The sequence below is a fragment of the Cocleimonas sp. KMM 6892 genome (assembly GCF_035798195.1).
In the GTDB taxonomy this organism is placed as follows: Bacteria; Pseudomonadota; Gammaproteobacteria; order Thiotrichales; family Thiotrichaceae; genus Cocleimonas; species Cocleimonas flava.
Map to the genome: position 1 here is coordinate 44,436 of NZ_JAPFBV010000008.1, position 22,960 is coordinate 67,395.

Consider the following 22,960-nt stretch of genomic DNA (forward strand, 5'->3'; position numbering starts at 1 on the left):
TTATAATATAACTTATGCTTTAAAATATTGTTTAATCGCTAAAAAGAATGAAAGTCTTTCATTCTCAGCTAACGTTTTATATTTTTCATGAAAGTCAGCTTCACTCAGATTGTAATGCATAATAACTTCTTCAATCTGTATCTGTTTTTGCCCTTGATCAATGTCGTAAAAATCTTTATCCGCCATATACCAAACTAATAAATATGGTGTCACGGTAGTTTGTTTAAATTCTTCGCTAAATAAGTCTTTTGCAATACACGCTCGTATAAACAGTATTTTATCGACTGCTTCAATATCACTGCTTTTATTTATAAACGTCTGAAAATCAAAATTATCCTTTGTATAGCCTTCAAGACGATCTTCGAAAGTTGTTTCAGAATTCTCAGGCTTCGGCATCTGTTGTAAACGTTGTGCCATTTTTACGTATATTTTTTCATTACTAATATTTGACGCTCTTTCTAATACAATTGAAATTGCTGTATTTAAGTCTTCATACCCTAAGTATTCGTAAAACATATCGAACATGGGCACCAGTAAATAACTCTTCTTCCAAGTATTTTTATTCATTTCAGCTTCTTTCACAAAAAGTGACTGCCACTTACTTTTATCATTTTCTTTTGTCGTTAATATACGAAGAAATGAGAATCCAGGCTGATAAGGGTGATTATTTAGATAGTCATTTACCTTATCCCATTCCTTGTTTTTGTGAAGATCATTGATGAACTCAAGCACTCTATCCGGCTGCTTTTCAAATTGTGACATCGTATATTCGACGTGATCATCTTCTGGCAACATCGCTTTTTTTATCTGTTCTTTATGATGGATTATTCTTTGATTAAACAGTGTCGTGTTGTTCTTATTATCAATTTTAATTGGATAGGATTTTGTTTTTTGGAGTTCAGCAAAGAATAGCAGCGCACCCTTGATTAAGGGATGATCACTATCCTTCATCAATGATTGTATCTCTTCAAACCGCGCATCTTCGAGCAACCCAAAATGCATAATCCAATACAAGGCTAAATGCGGATCGTCTTTGAAATACGGTTTACCATTGTTATAGCGGGTATCAATGGCTTCAACGTTTTTCCAATAATCCATGGGACCATCACTTCTGTGCTTCCAGTTTGAAAAAGTCCACATTATCCAGAAGAAACGATAGGCAAGGTCTTTAGAAGATACATGATCTTCCTTTAAGGGTTTATCCGCTTTTACTAACTCCAATGAATAGTCATCATGGCTCATAAGATACATTCCAGTGCCATGACGTTTGTCTTCGACTATCTGATCACTCTCAATGTAATGACCAAAGTGTTCTCCGAACTCAAGTTCCTGCAATTCAAAACCCGCAAAGTTATAGTAAAGTGAATGCCAGCTTCGTAAATATCCCTTAAAGGCAGTTAAGAGTAAGTCATCATCAATCTGATCTTGATTGAGGTTATCTATTAGAAGACTTTTGTCCTGCTTCAATAGATTAAAAAGAGAATCTTCATTAACCCTATTTTTTTCATTTAAAACACCGTCAACGAATACACTTTTATTCGTTGTACTGTATTCATGATTAAATATAATTTTTTCATCCAGGACCTTTACACTATGATCTTTTGCATGAATCAGTACATCAGTCTGCAGATTACCTGCTACCTCTATAAACCATGATCTCGAAGCAGCCGGTAAATAGGTAAAATTCTTAACCAGAAAATCCTGTGCGAACAGTATGAGTGCAAAACCTTTATTTTGAACATAATTATCTACACGTACATTTCCAGCAACAATTAGAAAAGTATTGCTTTGAAAAAACGTTTCAGTTTCTGCCATCAAAGTTCCACTGACGATTAAATCACCCGTAATAAATAGCGATGTTTCGTCGGCGTTTAAGCGCAAAGATTCATCAACAATTAAATCACCCTCTATCACTTTTAAGGGTGAATACTTCATAAATGCTTTGTAGTTGTTATCGTTGAATTTTTGTTTTAAACCTGGGTGCTGTTTTAACATCGCTTCTTTTTCACATTTTTGTTCTTTATATTTTTTATTTAATGCATCTACAGATTTATAATGCTGTAAAAGCGCAGAACGATTTTTTTTATTGCTAACATCAAGATCATAGCTTTTCTGTTTTGCTAGTTCTTCCTTAAACCAGCTGTCTCGTTTTTCTTTCGACTCAAAGAAAAGTGTGTGATAAGTAAAGTCTTCTTTATCTGGACCTTCTGCCCAATGTTGCACCATATTTTCATATAAATCATAAATATGCTGGTCAATATAAACCGTATTATCGATAGACTGAGCATAAATTTCGCTTGTTTTTTTTGCTGTCAAAATTTCAATGATTTCATCTTGAGATATTTCTACAAAGCCTTTGCTCACTCTATTTCTTAAATGTTGAAATTCATCAGACATAGAATATGTCATCACACTGTTGTCCCGATAATGACTTCTAAACCCACCAAGTTTGCAAGAACCAACAATGTAACCGTTTATTTTACGATTCTGTAATACGAAGTAATTAATTTTTGATTTTGAAATTGATTCCGCGCTCTTTTTAATCCAGAAATATAGCCGCCCTTCTTCAATATCCGTTTCATCAAACGGTTTAAATTCACTTTGAGGTATCGGAAGCTTAAGCTCTGAAATGTCTTGAGAGAGGTATGATTCTGTTTTGACTAAATGTTCAAAGATAATGCCTTCTGGATTGGGTCTAATCTCTTCATGCTCATCAATTTTTTTGACTTCGCTGGCAAACGATTCAAAAGTATATGATTTAGTTTCTTTTACCTCTAACACAGAGCTTATTGCTTGTTCTGAGGTTTCTTGATTGGGATACCACAAGGTATAAAAGTCTTCATAGATAAAAGTATTATTTTTTATCTGATCTTTACTGACCTTAATCGCTGTTTCATAAACTTCATAACGCAAGGACTGGTTTTTTCCTGTTTCAACCGTATAAATTGCTTTTGCACTATCGGGGTAATAATCTACATAAGGAACACCTGCGGTTATCTCTGATATATATTGATCTTCTTCATAGTAATACTCATCAGTCCCTAAGAAAATCTCCGAGTACCCGGTTGAAAAGGCAGTTTCAACAAACTTATCTAGCTCATTATAAAGCTGCTCTTTAGAAGCTGATTTTATTAAATTAATGGGAGTGATTTTTTCGAAGTTCAGAGGTGATACCTGGAAAGGCACATTGGGTATCAACGTTACTGTATAACTTTCTTTGTTTTGTTTATGTGATTCCTGTTTCTGTGACCTATATTTCTGTGGCTTAGTAACAAGAAGCACCTTGTATAAACTCTCTTTTTGATTGGTGAAAAAGTAATTTGTATCTGTTGAAATATTTTCTATAAAATCTAACTTTTTGTCTTCGTGGGTCATTTAGTACCTTTACAATCAACTTATAAAATTTGATAGATTACATGTACGTTTTACTCTATCTCTTTATTAAATAAATAGTAACTCTTAATTCAGTTAACTTATTGAAATACCTCAATTAACTAAAAATATCTAAAAACCCCCTATAAGTGGGGGGGGTGTATTAATTTTACTGGATACTAAAAAATCACAATGGCTTATAACAAATTAGAGAAAAAACATCTAAAACACTCATTCATGCGTACAGACTTCAATGCTATTGTTGATTGTTATCTACTAAAAACTCATAAAGTAATAATCTAACGGTTTCTTTATTCAAGTATATTCTGATAAATTTCAGAAAAACTCAGGAAGGTATAATGCTAAAAACTCATAAACTTAAAGTTATTTTCTTATTTACGTTCTCATTGTTAAGCGCACTTTTTATCGCATCTACGAATGTTTTTGCTAACAATGATAAGACAACGAGTGTTACTCAGGATAGCTTGCAAATTGCTGAAATACTCAGCCATACAAAATCACCAGACGGCATAGTCTTTGAATTGATTGGAAGTGAAAATAATGACTATCTTCCGAATGCATTAGAAAAAATTGAGGACTACAAAAAACAGCTTCAAGCCAAGTTTCCTGAGCTTGATATTGCGGTTGTTTCACATGGCGCAGAACAATTTAAATTGACCAAAAACAAAGCCAGTAAATCAAAGAAATCACATACACTGGTTCAACGATTGGTAGCGGCAGATGTGCCTGTTTATATTTGCGAAACCCACGCTAGTTGGCGCGGCGTTACACCAGAGGATTTTCCAGAGTACATTACCCCTACTCCACAAGGCCCAACGCAAATCAGACAATACCAGGAACTGGGATATACCTTGGTGGTAGTTGAATAACTGCAACACCCAATAAAAAAGCCACTTGTTTAAAAGTGGCTTTTTTCTGATCAGATAAATTTCTAATCTGGCTATTAAGAAGCTTTGAGTGCTTCTTCCATATAGATTCCACGCAACTTCTGTGCAATCGGCCCTGGTGTACCATCACCGATTTTCTGTTCATCGATTGATACTACAGGCGTTACAAAAGTCGTTGCTGAGGTCACGAATGCTTCAGCAGCAGCCAAGGCTTCATCTACTGTGAATGATCTTTCCTCGATTTTTATGCCTTCTTCTTCTGCCAGTCTTAGTGCTGCTTTACGTGTAATACCAGCAAGAATTTCATTGCCTAAATGACGCGTAACAACCGTTCCTTCTTGTGTCACAATATACGCATTGCTTGAACTGCCTTCGGTTACAAAGCCATCTTCTACTAGCCATGCATCATCAGCACCTGCTGCTTTAGCCTGCATTTTTGCCATGCTCGCGGCTAGTAATGAAACGGTTTTAATATCACGACGCTGCCAACGTATATCGGGCGAAGTAATAACGGTTATACCCACTTTAGCCTGCGGGCTCTCCAGTAAATTCTTCTTCTGGGTAAACATCACTAAAGAGGGTTTTGTATTGGCTGGATAGGTAAAGTCGCGATCTGCTGCACCGCGAGTAACTTGCAAATAAACCAAACCTTCTTCAATGCCATTTTTTTCAATCAATGTTTTTTGAATGGTTTCGATCTCTTCGGCAGATGCTGGGTGCTGCATTTCCAATTCATCCAATGAGCGCTTTAAACGCCCCATGTGACCTTCATTATCAATTAGCTTGCCATTTAATACCGAAGATACTTCGTATACGGCATCGGCAAATAGAAATCCCCTGTCAAATACTGAAATTTTAGCGTCTTCTTCAGGCAGGAATTCACCGTTTACATAAACAATTCTACTCATTTTATTCTTCCTAATTAACTAGCCATGAGAGACCAGTATGTATTCTCTAACCCCAGAGCTCAGGCACTGGTGGATATAATTCGCTCTTATCAAAGCGTAATGGATTTTCTCTATCTTTTGCTAAAAGCAACGGTCCATCGAGATCTACAATAGCGGTATTTTGTGCTACTAAAATCGCAGGCGCCATCGCAAGAGAAGTCGCCAACATACAACCGACCATGATAGTTAAACCGTTTGCTTCAGCTTCCTCTTTCAAGGCAAATGCTTCTGTTAAACCACCGGTTTTATCAAGCTTGATATTGATCATGTCGTATTTGCCGATAATATCTTTTAACGACTCTCTATCATGACAGGACTCATCAGCACACAGAGCAATCGGTCTATCCAGTGTTTTCAGAATCTCATCATCACCCGCAGGGAATGGTTGTTCGATCATTTCAACACCCATTTCATGCAGCTTAGGCACAAGCTCCTGATAGGTTTCTGCTGTCCAACCTTCATTTGCATCGACGATTAAACGAGAATTAGGCGCACCAAGACGAACTGCCTGAACACGCTGAATATCTCCTTCGCCACCAAGTTTGAGCTTCAACAAGGGTCGATCAGCATTCTTCGCTGCTGATTCCCGCATTTTCTCAGGTGTTTCTAGTGATAAAGTGTAGGCCGTTGTCAGGTTTTGCATATCCGCGATACCTGCAATATTCCAGGCACGCGTATTTTTCTGCTTCGCTTCCAAATCCCAAAAAGCACAATCCAGCGCATTTCTTGCTGCGCCTGAGGCTAATTTGCTTTGCAGTGCAGCTCTGTCTAAACCATTCTTTAGTTCATCTTCTAATGACATAATGAGTTCGATAACAGAATCAATCGACTCGCCATAGCGTGCATAAGGTACGCACTCTCCACGACCCGTATGCTTGCCATCGCTTAACTCAACGACAACCACATCCACTTTTGTTTTACTGCCTCGGGAGATAGTAAAACTGCCTTCGATAGGAAAGGACTCAGATCTAGCAGATAGAGAAATCATTACACTAACTGCTCAACAATACGTGAAACTCCGTGACGTACAGGGTCAACCGCAACCAAACCATGCTCTTTTTCAATTTTAGCCAGATACTCTGTGGCTTCTTCATCAGATAATTTAGATGTGTTCACTGAGATACCCACAAACCTGGCGTCTTTATTGGTCAGTTTTGCCGCGCGTAAACACGCATCCATGCATTCATCTAATTCTGGTAAGCCGAAAGTCGGAAGGCCGCGCATATGAGTGCGTGTGGGCTCATGACATAAGACCAACGCATCTGGTTGAGAACCATGAATCAGTCCCATCGTTACACCAGAATAAGACGCATGGAATAATGATCCCTGCCCTTCGATAACATCCCAATGGTCTGCATCATTCTCTGGTGCCAATGTTTCAACAGCACCCGCTATAAAATCAGCAATAACCGCATCGATAGATACACCTTCTCCAGTAATTAAAATACCAGTCTGACCTGTTGCTCTAAAGTCTGCTTTAGCGCCTTGAGCTCGTAATTCTTTTTCTATCGCCAATGCGGTATACATTTTTCCACAAGAACAATCTGTTCCTACAGGCAATAGTCTTTTACCGGTTCGTTTAACCCCAACTGCTACAGGATAGGTTGCCGTTGGATGACGAACATCGAATAATGTACGACCATACTTTTCTGCATCACTGACTAACACTGGAATGTCATTAAGCTTATTGTGCAAGCCAGCGGCAACATCCAAACCTTTTGATAAGGCTTCGCGTAACACTTCAATCCATAAGTCAGAAATAACACCACCACGATTAGCAACACCAATGACCAGAGTTTTAACACCTGCTTCTATGGCATCATCAATACTCATATCGGTCAAACCAAGGTCAGCATTACAGCCTTCCATTCTGAATTGCCCTATGGCATTTTCAGGGCGCCAGTCACAAATGCCTTGAGCTACTTTGGCAGCAAGTGGGTCTGCAGCATCACCAAGAAATAATAAGTAAGGGGTTTGTATATGCATAGTTTGAATCTCATTATAATCGTTTAAGTGTATTAACTACGTATCTCGACAACTAAATACACATTGGTATTTTGAGGCACATGGTGCCCAAGAAGAGGCTTGATTGAAGTTATCGTTTTATCTCTCCAAATATTAGTAAAATATTTGCAGAATCATCTTGTGTTTTACAGTCAATTAAACGCCCTAATCAGAATATAATTTCGCCAGACTAATCAAAAACAGAATATTTTAGTGAACATTAATCTCATCGGCATATTTCTTAAGAGATCATAGCTATGATGAAAACTGACTAATCCTTGTCATGTAAACGATGCGCTTGTGAATTAAATGGTTATTCAGAGACTGAAAAACCATCTATTTATTTAAGCAATGGATGTAAGCGATAACGCCTCAAGTCAAACAAATGAGCGAAATTTGTCGACCATATTCTTTTAAACCTTGATGCGTATTTCGACGAAAACTAAAAAACTCGTCTTCTAACTCGTAAGTATCTAAGCCTAAATTTTCACCCTGTATTTGGCTACGTTTGCATTGTTCTAACAAATATGAAGGTAAATCAAAGTAAAATTTATCCTGCTCTTCTTTGATAAACTGATCTGTAGCAAAGCCACTGAGTGATTGAAGTTGCAGAAGAAAGTCGTCACGAACTTCATAAGATTTCTGATGGATAGTAGGTCCGATGCAGGCGTGAATATTTTCTCTGTTTGCGCCGATAGCACACATACTTTCAACCATACTTTCGATGATTCCAGAAACTGAGCCTTTCCAACCTGAATGCGCTGCACCGATAACACCCGCTGATTTATCGGCAAACAATACGGGGGCACAATCGGCACCCAAGACACTCAGTGCCATGCCTTTTTCTCTGGTTACAAGCCCATCACCCGGATGGTAGTCATCTGAGCTTTTCTTATCGATGGTATACACTTTGGTACTGTGTATCTGATTAAGCCCAAATAGTTGAGACTCTTGCAATCCAAGTGCTGCTATCGCTCGCCAACGGTTTTCTATGACATTATCCAGAGAATCAGCAGATGCAGGGCCACAATTAAGTGAATCATAAATACCCGATGACACCCCCCCACTTTTAGTGAAAAAGCCGTGTTTAACTCGGGGAATAGCGGACAATTCGCTGCTTTGTTTATACTTTACTTCCATCAAACTCAACCTTGATTTTTGGTTTAACAATCTTCTTTATTGTTACTATTTTAGTTATACGAATGCCGATGTCTACTTTCGTTTCTAGCCAACGTAATCTCTTACTTAGTCCTGTAATGCGCCATATAATGCAGCAATCAAATGCGCCTTGGGATCAGCTGTTCGCTCTATTAAACCTGTCGTTAACCGCATTGGATTGGTGCCTAATGTAAATGTTCGAATATTACGTGGCCTAAGATTTTCGTGCGGGCTCTGGATCGAAAGACTATTGGTGATTTTTTTCTTGCCACCGACTGCACCTTTAATTTCATGTTCCACAATATTAGATGGAACAATGGCTACACCTAAACCACAAGAAACCATTTCCCAGATCGAACCAATATGATCCGTTTCAACTGCCGTTTTAACTTTAATGCCTAAATCTTTGATCTCGGTATTGATTAGTTCACCCAACCAACTTGTTCGTTTGAAACGTATGTAGGGATTATTCTCTAATACTTCTATAGCGGTTTTTCCCTTCGCTTTCTTTTGCGCTATCACCACTAACTCTTCTGAAGCAAACGGATTCCAACTCATACCAGTCGGTAATTTTGTCGGTTCACTGACGATGGCTGCATCTAATACGCCGCGATAAACGCTCCGGGATAATTCATCGGATAAGCCCGTTGTGACACTCACAAATAAATTAGGATGTTCTGATAATAATTGCTTTAAAGCGACTGGAACCAGTGTTCTTTGAACCGATGCATGAGCGCCTAACTGAAGAGACCCTGATAGTTGCTCTTTACTCATTTCTCCCAAATCATTACAGAGACGTAATATTTCTCGGGATTTTTGCGCCAGGGCAATTGCTTTTGCCGTAGGTAAAGGAGGTCTTTTACTACGATCAAATAAGACTTCTCCAAACTCCGCTTCCAAGGCTTTTATTTGAAGACTGATTGCTGATTGAGTAAGTCCCAGGGCATCACCAGCGGCTGCAAATCCACCAAAATCTAGAATATTAACTAATGTTTTAAGTTGACGAATTTCCATGGATTCCTGCTGTAAACAATGAATTAAAATACCATTATAGTAAATATTTTTAATTATATGTTTAAAAAACATTCGTTTGACTAATATTAATAGCAATACTACGCTTATTGTTTAGTAATTTATTGCGCCTTTTTATGGATAAATACAGTTAAACTTTATACATAAAAACAACCATTCACTTAAGCATAAACCCAACCACGAGATCACTATGAAATTAAACGATAACAGCTTATTTCGCCAACAAGCCTATGTAAACGGAAACTGGATTGATGCTGATGACGGTAAAACTTTTGAAGTAACAAATCCTGCCACCAATGAAGTAATCGGCACTGTTCCTGACTTAGGAGCTGCAGAAACTAAACGTGCGATTGAAGCCGCTAATGAAGCATGGCCAGCATGGCGAGCTAAAACTGCCGCAGAAAGATCTGCTATTTTAGAAACCTGGTTTAATCTCATTATGGAAAACCAGGCTGATTTGGCTGCTTTAATGACCTTGGAACAAGGCAAATCAATTGCAGAATCAACCGGTGAAGTCGCTTATGGCGCATCATTCATCAAATGGTTCGCAGAAGAATGTAAACGTGTTTACGGTGATACTATCCCTTCAAAAAACACCGACCAGCGCATTGTTGTAACTAAAGAACCTATTGGTGTTTGTGCGGCTATTACGCCCTGGAACTTCCCAAATGCAATGATCACCCGTAAAGCCGCGCCTGCATTTGGTGCCGGTTGTCCGATGGTAGTAAAACCCGCCGAAGCCACACCTTTTTCTGCGCTTGCACTAGCAGAATTAGCTGAACGTGCAGGAATACCAGCAGGTATTTTTAGTGTCGTGACAGCCTCTCAAGGTAAAGATGTTGGCGAGGAAATGACGACTAATCCTATCGTAAGAAAAGTAACGTTTACCGGCTCTACAGCAGTTGGAAAAATACTGATGAAACAATGTTCAAGTACTCTGAAGAAAATGTCTTTAGAGCTGGGTGGTAATGCCCCATTTATTGTTTTTGAAGATGCAGACTTAGAGGCCGCTGTAGAAGGTTTGATGGTTTCTAAATATCGTAACAGTGGACAGACCTGTGTCTGCACGAATCGCACCATCGTTCATGAAAGTGTTTACGATGAATTTGCTGCAAAACTAGCGGCTAAAGTTGGTGAACTTAAAGTTGGAGATGGCTTTGAAGAAGGCGTTAATCAAGGTCCATTAATCAATATGGCAGCGGTAGAAAAAGTCGAAGACCACATTAGTGATGCTGTAGAAAAAGGCGCTAAAGTACTTGTGGGTGGCAAACGCCACGAATTAGGCAAGACCTTCTTTGAGCCCACTCTGCTTGCCAATGTGACCACTGATATGAAAGTCACCTACGAAGAAACATTCGGACCTGTTGCTCCACTGTTTAGCTTTAAAACAGAAGCAGAAGCGATTCAAATGGCTAATGATACTGAATTTGGATTGGCAGCTTACTTTTTCTCACGCGATATCGGACGTTCTTGGCGAGTATCTGAAGCCTTAGAATATGGCATGGTTGGAGTGAACTCTGGTCTGATTTCAACAGAAGTGGCTCCATTCGGTGGTGTTAAAGAGTCTGGCTTGGGCCGTGAAGGTTCTAAATTTGGACTTGATGAATACCTCGAAACCAAATACATCTGTATGGCTGGCGTATCATCATAATCCTTTTTGTAAGAATACGTTTTTATTAGATTGATAGATTAATCAGCCCCTTAACATTCGAAAAAAGCTGAGCGAATAAAAACAAAAAGGATTAAATCGATCTGTATTGATATAGATCGATAATAGAAAAGGTTGCCACAATGGCAACCTTTTTTACGTTTACGTACTACGAATGACAAACAATCCATTCATTTCAGTAAACTTTTGCATTGAGATTAGATATTAGGCACCCCCCTACTTTGAGGGCTTTTTTTTATTGGCTATTTTAAATTGTTTTCTTAGTATAACTAAAAAAATCATACACCCAGATTTACCTCAAAAATCTATATTTATTACACCATATTTCTATTAAATATTTTTATAGTAAATACACGTCATTTATTGTGTAGAGCACGGTATACCGTACATCATTAATTTATTTTGCATGCAATTATTGTGTGTTACTATTTATACATCTTCATATGACAAAATTCTAACAATAAACATAACATTGATGCATAAACTCTTATCCAAAAGATTCAAAGGTATTTTACCTTTAGGCTTTGCAATGATCATCAGCTTGATGATCTTGACGTCATTGGTTGCTGTGTCGCAAATAAAACAAAGAGCAGACACCATGCTTAGCTCTATTCAACAACATTCAATTAACAATAAACAACTGAGAAACATGTCTCATGCCGAGACATCAAGATCGACTATTTTAGTCAGCATGGTAGAGACTAATGACTCATTCCTGCTTGATGAATTATTTTTTGATTTGAATGCTCAAACAACAAAGTTTAATGCAGCACGTGAAATTTTAATGATGCAGGAAATGAACAGCACATTAAAAGAGATGCTAGAACAACAGCGCAAACTATCTCTGATATACGAACCATTGTTGAATGAAATCTACAGCCTATTGCTAGATAAGAAGAAAATCCCTGCATCTGATCTCATCATTCAACAAATTTTACCACGACAAAAAGCAGTGCTTGATCTATTTAAAGACATGGCAGATTTTCAATACGATATTGAAACCGAAGCGAATCTGGAATCTAAAAACAACAATCATCAAGTACTTACCAATGTCATCATTTTTGATATTACCAGTATCATAATTAGTATCTTTTTAACCAGATTCATACTGAGAAAACAAAAAGAACAAGATAAAAAACTCGCTTATCTTGCCTCTACGGATATTCTTACAGAATTACCAAACCGTTCGAATCTGATCAGTAATATTACTCATCATATTACTAATAATCCTGTTAGACCATTTGCTGTCATCTTCTTTGATATTGATTACTTCAAGAGTATCAATGACAACTATGGACATGAGGTTGGCGACGAAATACTCAAGGAATTTGCCAATAAAATAAACTGGTTCATCAAGCCACAGGATGTTTTATCGCGATTTGGTGGAGATGAGTTCGTCTTACTATTGCGCAGCATCAGGAGTGAACAGGAAGCGATTGATCTGGTGACTAAACTATCCAATGAATTAGACACCGCTATTACCATCAATGAAAATGAGATTTTCATGTCTGCAAGTATCGGCGCAAGTCTTTACCCTCAGGATGGTAATGATGCAAAAACATTACTGACCAATGCAGATATCGCGATGTATTCGGCGAAACAATTAGGTAGAAATTGTTTTCAGTTTTTCTCCAAGCAAACCAGCGACCGCCTGGAAAAAGAGCATGCGATGTGCCATGCCTTACATTCTGTGCTTAAAAATGGCAATAAGGACAACCAGTTATGCCTACAGTACCAACCGCTATTAAACATCAAAAGCGGTGATACAACAGAATGTGAAGCCTTGTTACGTTGGAAAAACCATAAAGGTGAGAGCATCGCGGCTGATGAGTTTATTCCGTTAGCCGAGAAAACAAATCTAATCGAAAAACTCAATCTGTTTGTAATTGATGAAGCCTGCAAGCAACAAAGCATATGGCAACAATCGAAGAATATAAACATGCGCATCAATATTAACTTATCAGGCAATAAGATTATATTTTCCAAGTTGCTAAAACGATTTATTGAGAACGTTAACCACTACAATCTAAACCCTAATTTGTTTGGTATCGAATTAACGGAAAGAACCATCCATGAAGTGTCGAAAGATACGATCAAAGATCTTGAACAAATGAGAGAGAAAGGCGTAAAGATTTCTATTGATGACTTTGGAACGGGCTATTCATCATTGAGTTATCTGAAGAAGCTTCCTATTACGACGTTAAAAATAGATAAGGAATTCATTGTGGGTTTACCTGACGATAAGGCAGATCATGCCCTAGTGAAAGCTATTATCACACTAGGTCACTCACTGAATCTGGATGTGGTTGCAGAGGGCGTAGAAACCTATGAGCAATTCGCATTTTTGAAAAAGTATTCCTGCGATATCGCCCAGGGGTTTTATTATCACCGACCATTACCCGGAAATAAAATATCTTACTTACAACTAGCAGCATAATGGCTATTAGATAAGTCATTATGCGTGCTTAAGATTATTCTTTTAAACGATAACCCGTTTTAAACATCCAGCTAATTACGGCTAGACAGGCAACCAGAAAGAATACAATCATCCCCAGACTGAGACCGACATTAACATCTGACACTTCAAAAAAGCTCCAACGGAAACCGCTCACCAAATACAATACAGGGTTGAATAAAGTCACTGTTTGCCAGAATGGTGGCAACATGCTGACGGAATAAAAACTCCCACCGAGAAATACTAAAGGCGTAATAATTAGCAACGGAATGATTTGCAGCTTTTCGAAGTTATTCGCCCATAAACCAATAATAAAGCCGAATAAACTAAACGAAATACACGTCAAAATTAAAAATGTAGCCATCCAGACAGGATGAGCAATTTTTAAATCCACAAAGAAACTCGCTGTGATTAAAATCACTACCCCTAGCACAAATGATTTACTCGCCGCTGCACCGACATAACCCACCATTATTTCAAAAAAGGAAACAGGCGCCGACAGTACTTCATAAATACTACCGGTAAATTTAGGGAAGAAAATACCGAATGAGGCATTTGCTATGCTCTGGGTTAATAAAGACAGCATGGTTAAACCAGGCACTATAAACAGGCCGTATGAAACACCTTCTATGGTATCTATTCTAGAGCCTATCGCAGAACCAAACACTACGAAATAAAGCGCGGTTGAAATCACAGGAGACGCCAAACTTTGAAATAAGGTTTTCCAGGCACGCAGCATTTCATATTTATAGATAACTTTAATCGCTTGGAAATTAATGCGCATGAGGCTTCTCCACTTTTGAGTTTTTATGCTGATTTTGATCACCACCATCATCGTGGACTAAATTCACAAAAATATCCTCTAATGAACTTTGCGTGGTCTGCATATCTTTCAAACTCAGACCGGACTCATTAATGGCCTGAAGTAATGATGTAATGCCAGTACCATCACCTCTTGTATCGTAGGTATAGGTTATTTTAGAACCGTCCTCAGACAAGCTAACACTATATTTTGAAAGTTGTGTTGGTAACGTCTCTATAGGCTCTTTTATCTCAACAATTAACTGTTTTTGCCCCAGCTTTTGCATCAATTCTTTTTTGTCTTCGATCAACAACAATTCACCGTTATTGATCACACCTATACGATCGGCTATTTCCTCTGCCTCTTCGATGTAATGTGTAGTCAGAATAATCGTTACACCAGACTCTTTTAAGCGACGAACAATATTCCACATATCTTTACGCAGCTCTACATCTACCCCGGCTGTTGGTTCATCAAGGAACAGAATTTTAGGCTGGTGCGATAACGCTTTGGCAATCAGAACTCGTCTTTTCATACCGCCAGACAACGTTCTTAGCTCATTGTCCTTCTTATCCCAAAGGGTGAGTTCTCTCAATAATTCTTCGAGATAAGCATCGTCTTTCTTTTTACCAAACAAGCCACGACTAAAATTGATCGTATTCCAGACAGTTTCAAACGCTCCCAAGGTTAATTCTTGAGGAACCAAACCAATCAGTTCTCTGGATTCACGATAATTTTTAATGATGTCGTGATTATTGACAGTAACCGTTCCACTGCTGGGAGAAACAATTCCACAAATTGTTGAAATCAACGTTGTTTTACCCGCCCCGTTAGGACCCAGCAAAGCAAGTATTTCACCCTCTTTGATCTCCAGGTTAATTTCTTTAAGCGCCTGATGACCGCCTTGATAAACTTTTGAAAGATTCTGTATCGATACTATAGGATTCATGTCGCGATAGTACGTGCTTTGTTAACTGGCTTCAATTAACTTATGTTTCTATTAAACGTATTTTACGAACATAAAAAAAGCGCTCTTTTGAGCGCTTTTTTTATGTTTAATTGTGGTGCTGATTTAATGTATTGATTCAGTGCTCTTTATTTCAATGGATTTTAATAAAGGCCCCAAACGTACTGGCTTATTCTGCATTTCACGTGCTAATTCTTCGATACTTTTCTCAGCTGTATCCTGATCATTTCGCTCAAACACATCGTTGTATTGAGTGAATTCGATATTTATCGTTTCATCGACATTGGTAATAAACAAACATTGAATTAACGGATGCTCTCTCTTTCTCGGTGTTGAAATACTTACTGCATTCAAGTTTTCATCTAACTGTGTAAAACCCGATACTTTTCTTTGAAAACCGCTTTCATCGGTCAAATGAAATGTCATTTTTCCTTCTGTTTCAGAAAGTTGTTCTTCTTCTTTTCTTGTTAGAGTGAAAGTCTTAAACATAATATTTCCCGTTTTTTTTGTTGATTTATTTATGTACTTTATTACTTAGTTTGTCTGCCTAGTCTGCATAAACTGAACATCACAGATTAAATCGACAAACCAATATATTTATTTTTATACCAGCTATTTTATGCATTTATTGATTCTGAGGGAAATCTATCCGACAAATGGAAGGTTAGTAAAATAGCCTAAATGAAACGGGTTACAAGCCTATCGTTTAATGATTGATATCAAATTAAAGTGGATGATACGGTCTGAAATTTACATATTTCATTATTTTATAAAAGAAAATGATAGAATCTTTGGGAAAATATAAATGGAAAAATAATATGCAATATAAAGATATTCTTGTTTACCTTGATGATGGTAAATCTAATGCAGAACGTATTACTACCGCTTTTTCAATCGCAGAATCACAGAATGCCCGTTTAACTGCAGTTACGTTATCTGCCTTAAAACCATACCACATGCGCGCATCAGATAAAAAAATGCAACGCACAATCCGCATGCAAGAAGCTGAAAAAAGAATCGAAGAATTCAATGCATTAGCAGCTAAAACAGGTCTTGAATACGCAAGTAAAATCATTACTGGTGATAAAAAAGAAGCTCGCTTAAGGCTCTCTCAATTCGCACGAAACTTTGATCTTGTTATCTTTAGACAAGCCAACCCTGAAAATAAGAACTTTGAGTTAGTAGAAAAAATTGCCAGCAAAATAGTCGTGCTCTGCGGCCGACCCGTTTTTTTCATGCCTTATATTGGCGCGCATCGTATCCCTTGTAAAAACGCGATGATCGCATGGGACGGAACACCTGCAGCTACTCGTGCAGTTCACGATGCATTACCGTTATTAAAAGTTATTGATAAAGTCATCATCACCGTTGTTAGAGAAGGCAACAGCAAAACAGCCAAAGGTGAATTGCTCGCCGATGATCTAGTTGCACACCTAAAAAGACATGACGTTAATGCAACGGTAAACCGAATCAATGCAGGCACCTTTGATGTAGCGACAGTCTTGCTCAATGAAATCGCTGATCACAGTATCGATATGTTAGTGATGGGTGGCTACGGAACCCCCGGGCTTAAACAAAAGGTATTTGGTGGTGTGACAGAAACAATGCTGAAAACGATGATTACACCATTAGTGATGTCGCACTAATCAGCCGATTAGAAAAAATGCTTATAAGTAGAGGGGGATTAGAGGGGTGGCTTTTCTTTAAAATAGAAAGCCACCCCCCTACTTTGAGGCATATTTTTGTGAGTTTATATAAGTAGCCACTGCAATAGCCACTTAAAGTAATTTAAAATATTTAAATGCGTTTCAACTCAACGTGCTGAGCACGCAGAGTTGAAAGCATAATGCTCTATGTTCTTATTCCGGACGCATGTGCGGGAACAAGATAACATCACGAATCGATGGCGAGTCAGTCAATAACATAACCAAACGATCTATACCAATTCCTTCACCAGCTGTTGGCGGCATGCCGTATTCCAAAGCGCGAATATAGTCAGCATCGTAATGCATCGCTTCATTATCACCCGCATCTTTCTCAGCAACTTGCTTCTGGAATCTCTCTGCCTGATCTTCAGCATCATTAAGCTCTGAAAAGCCGTTACCAATTTCACGCCCACCAATAAATAATTCAAAACGATCCGTAATAAAATCGTTGTCATCATTACGACGCGCCAAAGGTGACACTTCAGCAGGGTATTCAGTAATGAAGGTAGGATTGAGAAGCTTCTTCTCTACGGTCTCGTCAAAGATTTCCATTTGAATCTTTCCCAGACCCCAATAGTCTTCAACATGAAGGCCTAAGTCTTTAGCGATTTTTTGCGCGCCAGATTCTGTACTAATATCCGCTTCGGTTAAATCAGGGTTGTATTTGAGGATTGAATCTTTTACCGAGATGCGATCAAAGGTCTTGCCGAAGTCGAACGTTTCACCTTGATAGGTTACTTCAGTTTTGCCCAGAATATGCTCGGCTAAACCACGTAATAATTCTTCGGTAATATCCATCAAATCATGGAACGTCGCATAAGCCTGATAGAATTCGATCATAGTGAATTCAGGATTATGACGCGTTGATAACCCTTCGTTACGGAAGTTACGGTTAATCTCAAATACACGCTCAAAACCACCCACAACCAAACGCTTCAGGTACAGCTCTGGCGCAATACGCATGTACATATCAATATCTAAGGCATTATGGTGAGTCTCAAAAGGTCTTGCCGTAGCACCACCCGGGATCACTTGTAGCATCGGTGTTTCTACTTCCATGAAATCATTTGATTCGAAGTAGTTACGAATATAGCTAATCACTTTAGAACGAATTTTAAAGGTATCACGCGTTTCTTCGCTCATGATTAAGTCAAGATAGCGTTGACGGTAACGTTGTTCCTGATCGCTTAAACCATGGAATTTTTCTGGTAGTGGACGTAAAGATTTAGTTAGTAATTGCAGCTTATCTGCCTTAACCGTTAACTCACCTTTTTGGGTCATAAATAATAGACCTTCAACGCCGACGATATCTCCGCTATCCCAACCTTTGAACGATTCGTATAAGTCATCACCCAATAATTTAATTTGCGCATACACCTGAATACGACCAGACATATCTGAAATCGTGATAAAGCTCGCCTTACCCATCACACGCTTTAGCATGATACGACCAGCTACAGATACACGCACTTCGTTCTCATCGAACCACGGTTTCTCTTTATCCCCATATTCATCCTGAAGATTCTGCGCATAATGATCACGTTGGAATGCATTCGGAAATGCTACTCCAGCTTCACGCATCTGGCCCAGTTTTTCACGACGCAATGCGACTAACTGGTTTTCATCTTGTTCTGGGGCTGCTGTTTTTTGCTCTTCGCTCATGTGACTTCTCTGTTATTTACTTCTGCAGTTTACTGCTGCTATTTTCGTATAATGGTTAATTTAAAGACCAGATTTTAAGCTGGCAGTGATAAATTGATCGAGTGAACCATCAAGTACGGCTTGAGTATTACCCGTTTCCACACCGGTTCGTAGATCTTTGATTCGTGAAGCATCTAATACATAAGAACGTATCTGGCTGCCCCAGCCAATATCTGATTTGTTATCTTCTAATTCCTGATTTTCTGCGTTACGTGCTTGCATTTCCTGCTCATACAATTTCGCTTTTAATTGCTTCATTGCTGTTGCTTTGTTCTGATGCTGCGAACGACCATTTTGACATTGCACGACGGTATTTGTCGGCAAATGCGTCAAACGTACCGCAGATTCTGTTTTATTTACGTGTTGTCCACCCGCGCCTGAGGCACGATAAACATCAACACGAACATCAGATGGATCGATTTCAATTTCGATATCGTCGTCAATTTCAGGAGAAACAAATACCGCACAGAATGATGTATGACGACGTCCGCCGGAGTCGAATGGCGACTTACGCACCAGGCGATGTACACCAATTTCAGTACGCAACCAACCAAAAGCATATTCGCCTTCAAAGCGAATAGTGGCAGACTTGATACCCGCAACATCACCCGGAGATGCTTCCATCAATTCGACTTTGAAACCTTTTGCTTCACCCCAACGCAGATACATGCGCAGTACCATTTCAGCCCAGTCTTGGGCCTCTGTACCACCAGAACCTGATTGAATATCGAGGAAGGCATTGTTCGGATCCATTTCACCGGAGAACATCCTGCGAAATTCCAAACGTTCTACACCCTTAGTTGCAGCATCAAGGTCTTGAGTGACTGCTTCTACGGTTTCTGCGTCGTCTTCCATTTCAGCCATTTCGAGTAAATCATTGGCATCATCCAGTTGCACTGTTAACTCATCAATGACGAGTACAACATTCTCGTAGGTTGATTTATCTTTACCTAGCTTGCGGGCTTTTTCCGGATCATTCCAGACTTCAGGGTCTTCTAGCTCGCGGGACGTTTCTTCTAATAGTTCTTTCTTGGTTTCGTAGTCAAAGGTACCCCCTCAACGCTTCAATGCGTTGCTGTAAATCTTTTATCTGCGTGTAGAGAGGATTGAGTTCCATAGAAATTCATTTATGCTAAAAAATGGCAATGATACAGTGATTAACTGGAGAAAATAAGCCCTTAAACGAGTCAAAAGTATAATTGTTTGTGGTTGATCTCACTCTGAGAAGTCGAAAGCCACCCCCCTACTTTGAGGCTTTTTTTTAAACTTGTGGCATTCCCTAAAGTAGAACGACAGATTCTAGCAAACCCGTTATTGAATCACACTGTCAGATTGAATTATAAACATATAGTTTACTGTCCATTATTAATCTATATAAAAATTCATCTGAAGCGCTAAGATTATTTGATTCTTCAATGCCAAATCTTTTAATAGGAATCTGCATCAAAGGATTACTACCAATAAAAATATCTCCGGGAATATGCTGAATCCATTTTTGCGAAAAAGAGTAGATCCATTGTTTACATATTTGTTCATCTACTTTTTGTAATATCAATAACATTAGTCATTCAGTATCAAATATTACAGAAGAAAAATTGGAAAAAACCTGACCGCTTCAAATCGAAACTTATTAAAGAAAAAGCATAAATAAACACTATTCAGCCAAGAACGCTAAACGATGTGTTAGTTGCTTATGTCAATGATATAAAATATCCCTACCTTTGCTTACAACATCAGACAGCGGTTTATATTCGCCCAATGCCGGTCATAACACTAACCAGAAAATCAAAGCATCTACCCATAAAAACAAATTCTTTCTTGTGTACGGCAACAACAAATTAGAACTGACTAAAATCTAGTTACTATTACTCCAACATAGTAAAAATATATGATCAAAAAAAAGCCCCTGATATCAGGGGCTTTTATTAAAACTTAACTAATGTTTTGCTTTTCCATAAAGATCAGCAAACCAAGCACTTATTTTAACTTTCCTCTCATGAAAGGAAATATCGGTAAATCACAGTCTTCAGCAGTCATGACTCTATCATCAACTACTAACTCTCTGTACGCATGCCAACTTGCATGACCAACAATGGGTAATGTTAATGCTACACCGACAAAGGCAAAAGCAAATCCCAAGCCTATCAGGGCAACGATTGCGAATGCCCAAGTTAGCATGACTACTGGATTCTTTTTAACAGCTCTTACGCTGGTAACCATCGCAGTCACAACATCAGCTTTTCTATGCGTCATTAGCGGAATCGATATTGCACTCAATGAAAAACACACTACGGCAAAAAATAAACCAATAATCGTTAACAAGAAGGTAAATGGTACGATTTGCTTATTAGCCATCATGGTTTCGATGACGTTACCGGAAATCGTCATACTACCGAAGTACACAGCAAACAGTGCGGCAGTGATTACCGACCAAAAGACGATAAGCATACCGATAACAATTGAGAAACCAATGACTCCGACAGGGTTGTAACACATTGCGCGACAGCCCTCATTGAAGGTAGGTTTTACCCCTGCTTCAATATGTCGACTCATGCAATACAGACCAACTGCTATAACCGGTCCTGCCAGATAAAAGATGGTAACCATACCAAAGGTATAAATCGGATTGTGGTAAGTAAAGTACATTAAGATCAAACCAATCGCGGCATATAACACACCATACATTAGACTCAGCATTGGGGATACTTTGAAATCGCTGATGCCTTTACTTAACCAACGCATTGGCGCACCGTTATCCAGTTTTCTAATTTCAATTTTTTGAGTGTAATCAAACTCATCTTCTTCGTGAAGTATGTCTTGCTGAACTGCAGTCATATAGTGATCTCCTAGAGCTTTATGAAATTATTGTTTTTGTTGTCGCTTTCCTTGTACTTGTAGCCTTGAAAAAACGGCTAGATATATTTGCTAATATAAAAATACGTTAAGAATATATTAGTATCAATTGCCCGAATGTGAATTCGTTTATGCGTAAAATTTGATAAATATCAAATTTGGTACACTGTTAGTTATATCAAAAGCATTTATTTCGGTCTACAAATATATATAAACTATTAAAATAACAAGGGGATACTCACTAGCAATATTATTAGTTACATGTTTGTAACGCTATTTATGCATTTAAAGCCAGATTAACCACAGCCCAAACAGCGAGAATGAATACGATCGTCATCAGGATTCCTGCAACAATAAAAGGCATTGCAGTTGTTTTGGAGAAATCTTCTTCCAGATTCTTTTTCTTTTGCACGCCTATCATGGCTGACATTACGCTTTTAATTGCTCGTAAAAATTCCATCGCTAAACCCTACAATATATGAAAGAGACTTATGGTGTAATAATGATCGATCAATAAGATGACGAATAAAATCATCAAATAATTGATGGAATAGCCAAACGTCTTCATGGGCAGCGTCTTGTTTTCTGGCTGCCGTAATAACTGAATAGCGTAGTAAAGAAATCCTCCACCGAGTAACAACGCTCCTACTAGATAAATCAAACCACTCATACCTACCAGATACGGCATAACAGTGACTATTACCAGCAAGATGGTGTAAAGCAAAATTTGAATTCTTGTGAAATGATGACCATGCGTTACCGGCAACATCGGAATATTCACTTTTGCATATTCTTTTTGACGGTGAATAGCCAGGGCCCAAAAGTGGGGGGGTGTCCAAATAAAGATTATGGCAAACAACAGCAATGCACCAAGCTCTATTGAATTTGTGATTGCCGCCCAACCTAGCAATGGAGGTGCAGCACCTGCAGCACCACCAATAACGATATTTTGTGGTGTGGCTCGTTTGAGATACATGGTGTAAAAAACCGCATAACCAATCAGGGCAAGCAAGGTCAAAACGGCCGTTAGCACATTCACTCCAATCAATAAAATACCTATACCAACAACGCCTAAGATAATCCCAAATACCAAGGCTGTTTGTTGTGAAATTTTCCCTTCAGGCAACGGTCTATTTTCTGTTCGACTCATTTCATTATCAATTTTCTGATCAATAATATGATTGAACACAGCCGCCGATGAAGAAGCAAAAGCAATACCTATCGACGCCATTATCACTAGGTGCAAAGGGGGTAACCCCGGAACAGCTAAAAACATCCCAACTACAGCGGTCAGCATTATCAAAGCCACTACCTTGATTTTACATAAGGTTAAAAAATCAGAGATAGTTGGATCACAAGTTAACGATGTAGCATTAGGCATATAAA

The 22,960-nt window shown here is 38.5% G+C and carries 18 protein-coding genes; 4 read left to right on the top strand and 14 right to left on the bottom strand.

Annotation, left to right across the window (positions count from 1 at the left end; translation table 11 throughout):
• Nucleotides 1-12: 12 nt before the first annotated feature.
• Nucleotides 13-3,375 (bottom strand): hypothetical protein, encoded by a 3,363-nt coding sequence (locus tag OO007_RS18410; RefSeq protein WP_325809913.1) that lies wholly within the window; start codon nt 3,373-3,375, stop codon nt 13-15.
• Between the two features lie 356 nt (nt 3,376-3,731).
• On the opposite strand from OO007_RS18410, the gene OO007_RS18415 reads away from it, so the two are divergent.
• Nucleotides 3,732-4,262 carry a DsrE family protein gene (locus OO007_RS18415; RefSeq protein WP_131906226.1) on the top strand — a complete coding sequence of 177 codons (531 nt, stop codon included), beginning with the start codon at nt 3,732-3,734 and terminating at the stop codon, nt 4,260-4,262.
• 74 nt (nt 4,263-4,336) lie between these two features.
• Here OO007_RS18415 and OO007_RS18420 read toward each other — a convergent pair whose 3' ends face one another.
• The 5 genes from OO007_RS18420 to OO007_RS18440 form a co-directional block, all read right to left on the bottom strand.
• The gene (locus OO007_RS18420) at nt 4,337-5,188 is read right to left on the bottom strand and encodes a D-amino-acid transaminase (protein WP_325809914.1); all 852 of its coding nucleotides are present in this window, start codon (nt 5,186-5,188) and stop codon (nt 4,337-4,339) included.
• Nucleotides 5,189-5,234: 46 nt separating this feature from the next.
• Entirely contained in the window at nt 5,235-6,215 is a 981-nt protein-coding gene (gene dgcA, locus OO007_RS18425; RefSeq protein WP_325809915.1) for an N-acetyl-D-Glu racemase DgcA, read from the bottom strand.
• Nucleotides 6,215-7,213: an N-acetyltransferase DgcN gene (gene dgcN, locus OO007_RS18430; protein WP_325809916.1), complete on the bottom strand. Its 999-nt coding sequence runs from the start codon at nt 7,211-7,213 to the stop codon at nt 6,215-6,217. The genes dgcA and dgcN overlap by 1 nt, the downstream gene beginning before the upstream one ends.
• A gap of 390 nt (nt 7,214-7,603) precedes the next feature.
• On the bottom strand, nt 7,604-8,371 hold the full coding sequence (gene pgeF / locus OO007_RS18435; protein WP_325809917.1) for a peptidoglycan editing factor PgeF: 768 nt from the start codon (nt 8,369-8,371) through the stop codon (nt 7,604-7,606).
• A 105-nt stretch (nt 8,372-8,476) separates the two neighbouring features.
• Nucleotides 8,477-9,403, bottom strand: a complete 927-nt coding sequence (locus tag OO007_RS18440) for a LysR family transcriptional regulator (RefSeq protein ID WP_165874698.1) — start codon at nt 9,401-9,403, stop codon at nt 8,477-8,479.
• A gap of 208 nt (nt 9,404-9,611) precedes the next feature.
• On the opposite strand from OO007_RS18440, the gene OO007_RS18445 reads away from it, so the two are divergent.
• The gene (locus OO007_RS18445; protein ID WP_325809918.1) at nt 9,612-11,072 is read left to right on the top strand and encodes an NAD-dependent succinate-semialdehyde dehydrogenase; all 1,461 of its coding nucleotides are present in this window, start codon (nt 9,612-9,614) and stop codon (nt 11,070-11,072) included.
• Nucleotides 11,073-11,565: 493 nt separating this feature from the next.
• A complete protein-coding gene (locus tag OO007_RS18450) occupies nt 11,566-13,527 on the top strand; it encodes a putative bifunctional diguanylate cyclase/phosphodiesterase (protein WP_325809919.1) in 1,962 nt (653 codons plus the stop codon).
• Nucleotides 13,528-13,561: 34 nt separating this feature from the next.
• Here the strand turns inward: OO007_RS18450 and OO007_RS18455 are convergent, their stop codons facing one another.
• The 3 genes from OO007_RS18455 to OO007_RS18465 form a co-directional block, all read right to left on the bottom strand.
• Nucleotides 13,562-14,329 (bottom strand): ABC transporter permease, encoded by a 768-nt coding sequence (locus OO007_RS18455; RefSeq protein WP_243651595.1) that lies wholly within the window; start codon nt 14,327-14,329, stop codon nt 13,562-13,564.
• A complete protein-coding gene (locus tag OO007_RS18460; protein ID WP_325809920.1) occupies nt 14,319-15,296 on the bottom strand; it encodes an ABC transporter ATP-binding protein in 978 nt (325 codons plus the stop codon). The genes OO007_RS18455 and OO007_RS18460 overlap by 11 nt, the downstream gene beginning before the upstream one ends.
• A 123-nt stretch (nt 15,297-15,419) precedes the next feature.
• Nucleotides 15,420-15,803, bottom strand: a complete 384-nt coding sequence (locus OO007_RS18465) for a hypothetical protein (RefSeq protein WP_325809921.1) — start codon at nt 15,801-15,803, stop codon at nt 15,420-15,422.
• A 329-nt stretch (nt 15,804-16,132) separates the two neighbouring features.
• On the opposite strand from OO007_RS18465, the gene OO007_RS18470 reads away from it, so the two are divergent.
• The gene (locus tag OO007_RS18470; protein ID WP_165874700.1) at nt 16,133-16,960 is read left to right on the top strand and encodes a universal stress protein; all 828 of its coding nucleotides are present in this window, start codon (nt 16,133-16,135) and stop codon (nt 16,958-16,960) included.
• Between the two features lie 213 nt (nt 16,961-17,173).
• Here OO007_RS18470 and lysS read toward each other — a convergent pair whose 3' ends face one another.
• The 5 genes from lysS to cyoE all read right to left on the bottom strand — a co-directional run bounded on the left by lysS (nt 17,174) and on the right by cyoE (nt 22,955).
• Nucleotides 17,174-18,682, bottom strand: coding sequence for a lysine--tRNA ligase (lysS, locus tag OO007_RS18475; RefSeq protein ID WP_325809922.1), 1,509 nt, complete (start codon nt 18,680-18,682; stop codon nt 17,174-17,176).
• 60 nt (nt 18,683-18,742) lie between these two features.
• Nucleotides 18,743-19,838 (bottom strand): peptide chain release factor 2 gene (gene prfB, locus OO007_RS18480; RefSeq protein WP_325809923.1). Its coding sequence is split into 2 segments (ribosomal slippage): nt 18,743-19,765 and nt 19,767-19,838, totalling 1,095 coding nucleotides; the frame shifts between segments, so codons are not numbered across the junction.
• An 860-nt stretch (nt 19,839-20,698) separates the two neighbouring features.
• On the bottom strand, nt 20,699-21,556 hold the full coding sequence (locus OO007_RS18485) for a DUF2189 domain-containing protein (protein ID WP_131906239.1): 858 nt from the start codon (nt 21,554-21,556) through the stop codon (nt 20,699-20,701).
• 295 nt (nt 21,557-21,851) lie between these two features.
• Entirely contained in the window at nt 21,852-22,034 is a 183-nt protein-coding gene (locus OO007_RS18490; RefSeq protein WP_131906240.1) for a DUF2970 domain-containing protein, read from the bottom strand.
• A gap of 9 nt (nt 22,035-22,043) precedes the next feature.
• Nucleotides 22,044-22,955, bottom strand: a complete 912-nt coding sequence (gene cyoE, locus OO007_RS18495) for a heme o synthase (protein WP_325809924.1) — start codon at nt 22,953-22,955, stop codon at nt 22,044-22,046.
• Nucleotides 22,956-22,960 lie beyond the last annotated feature (5 nt).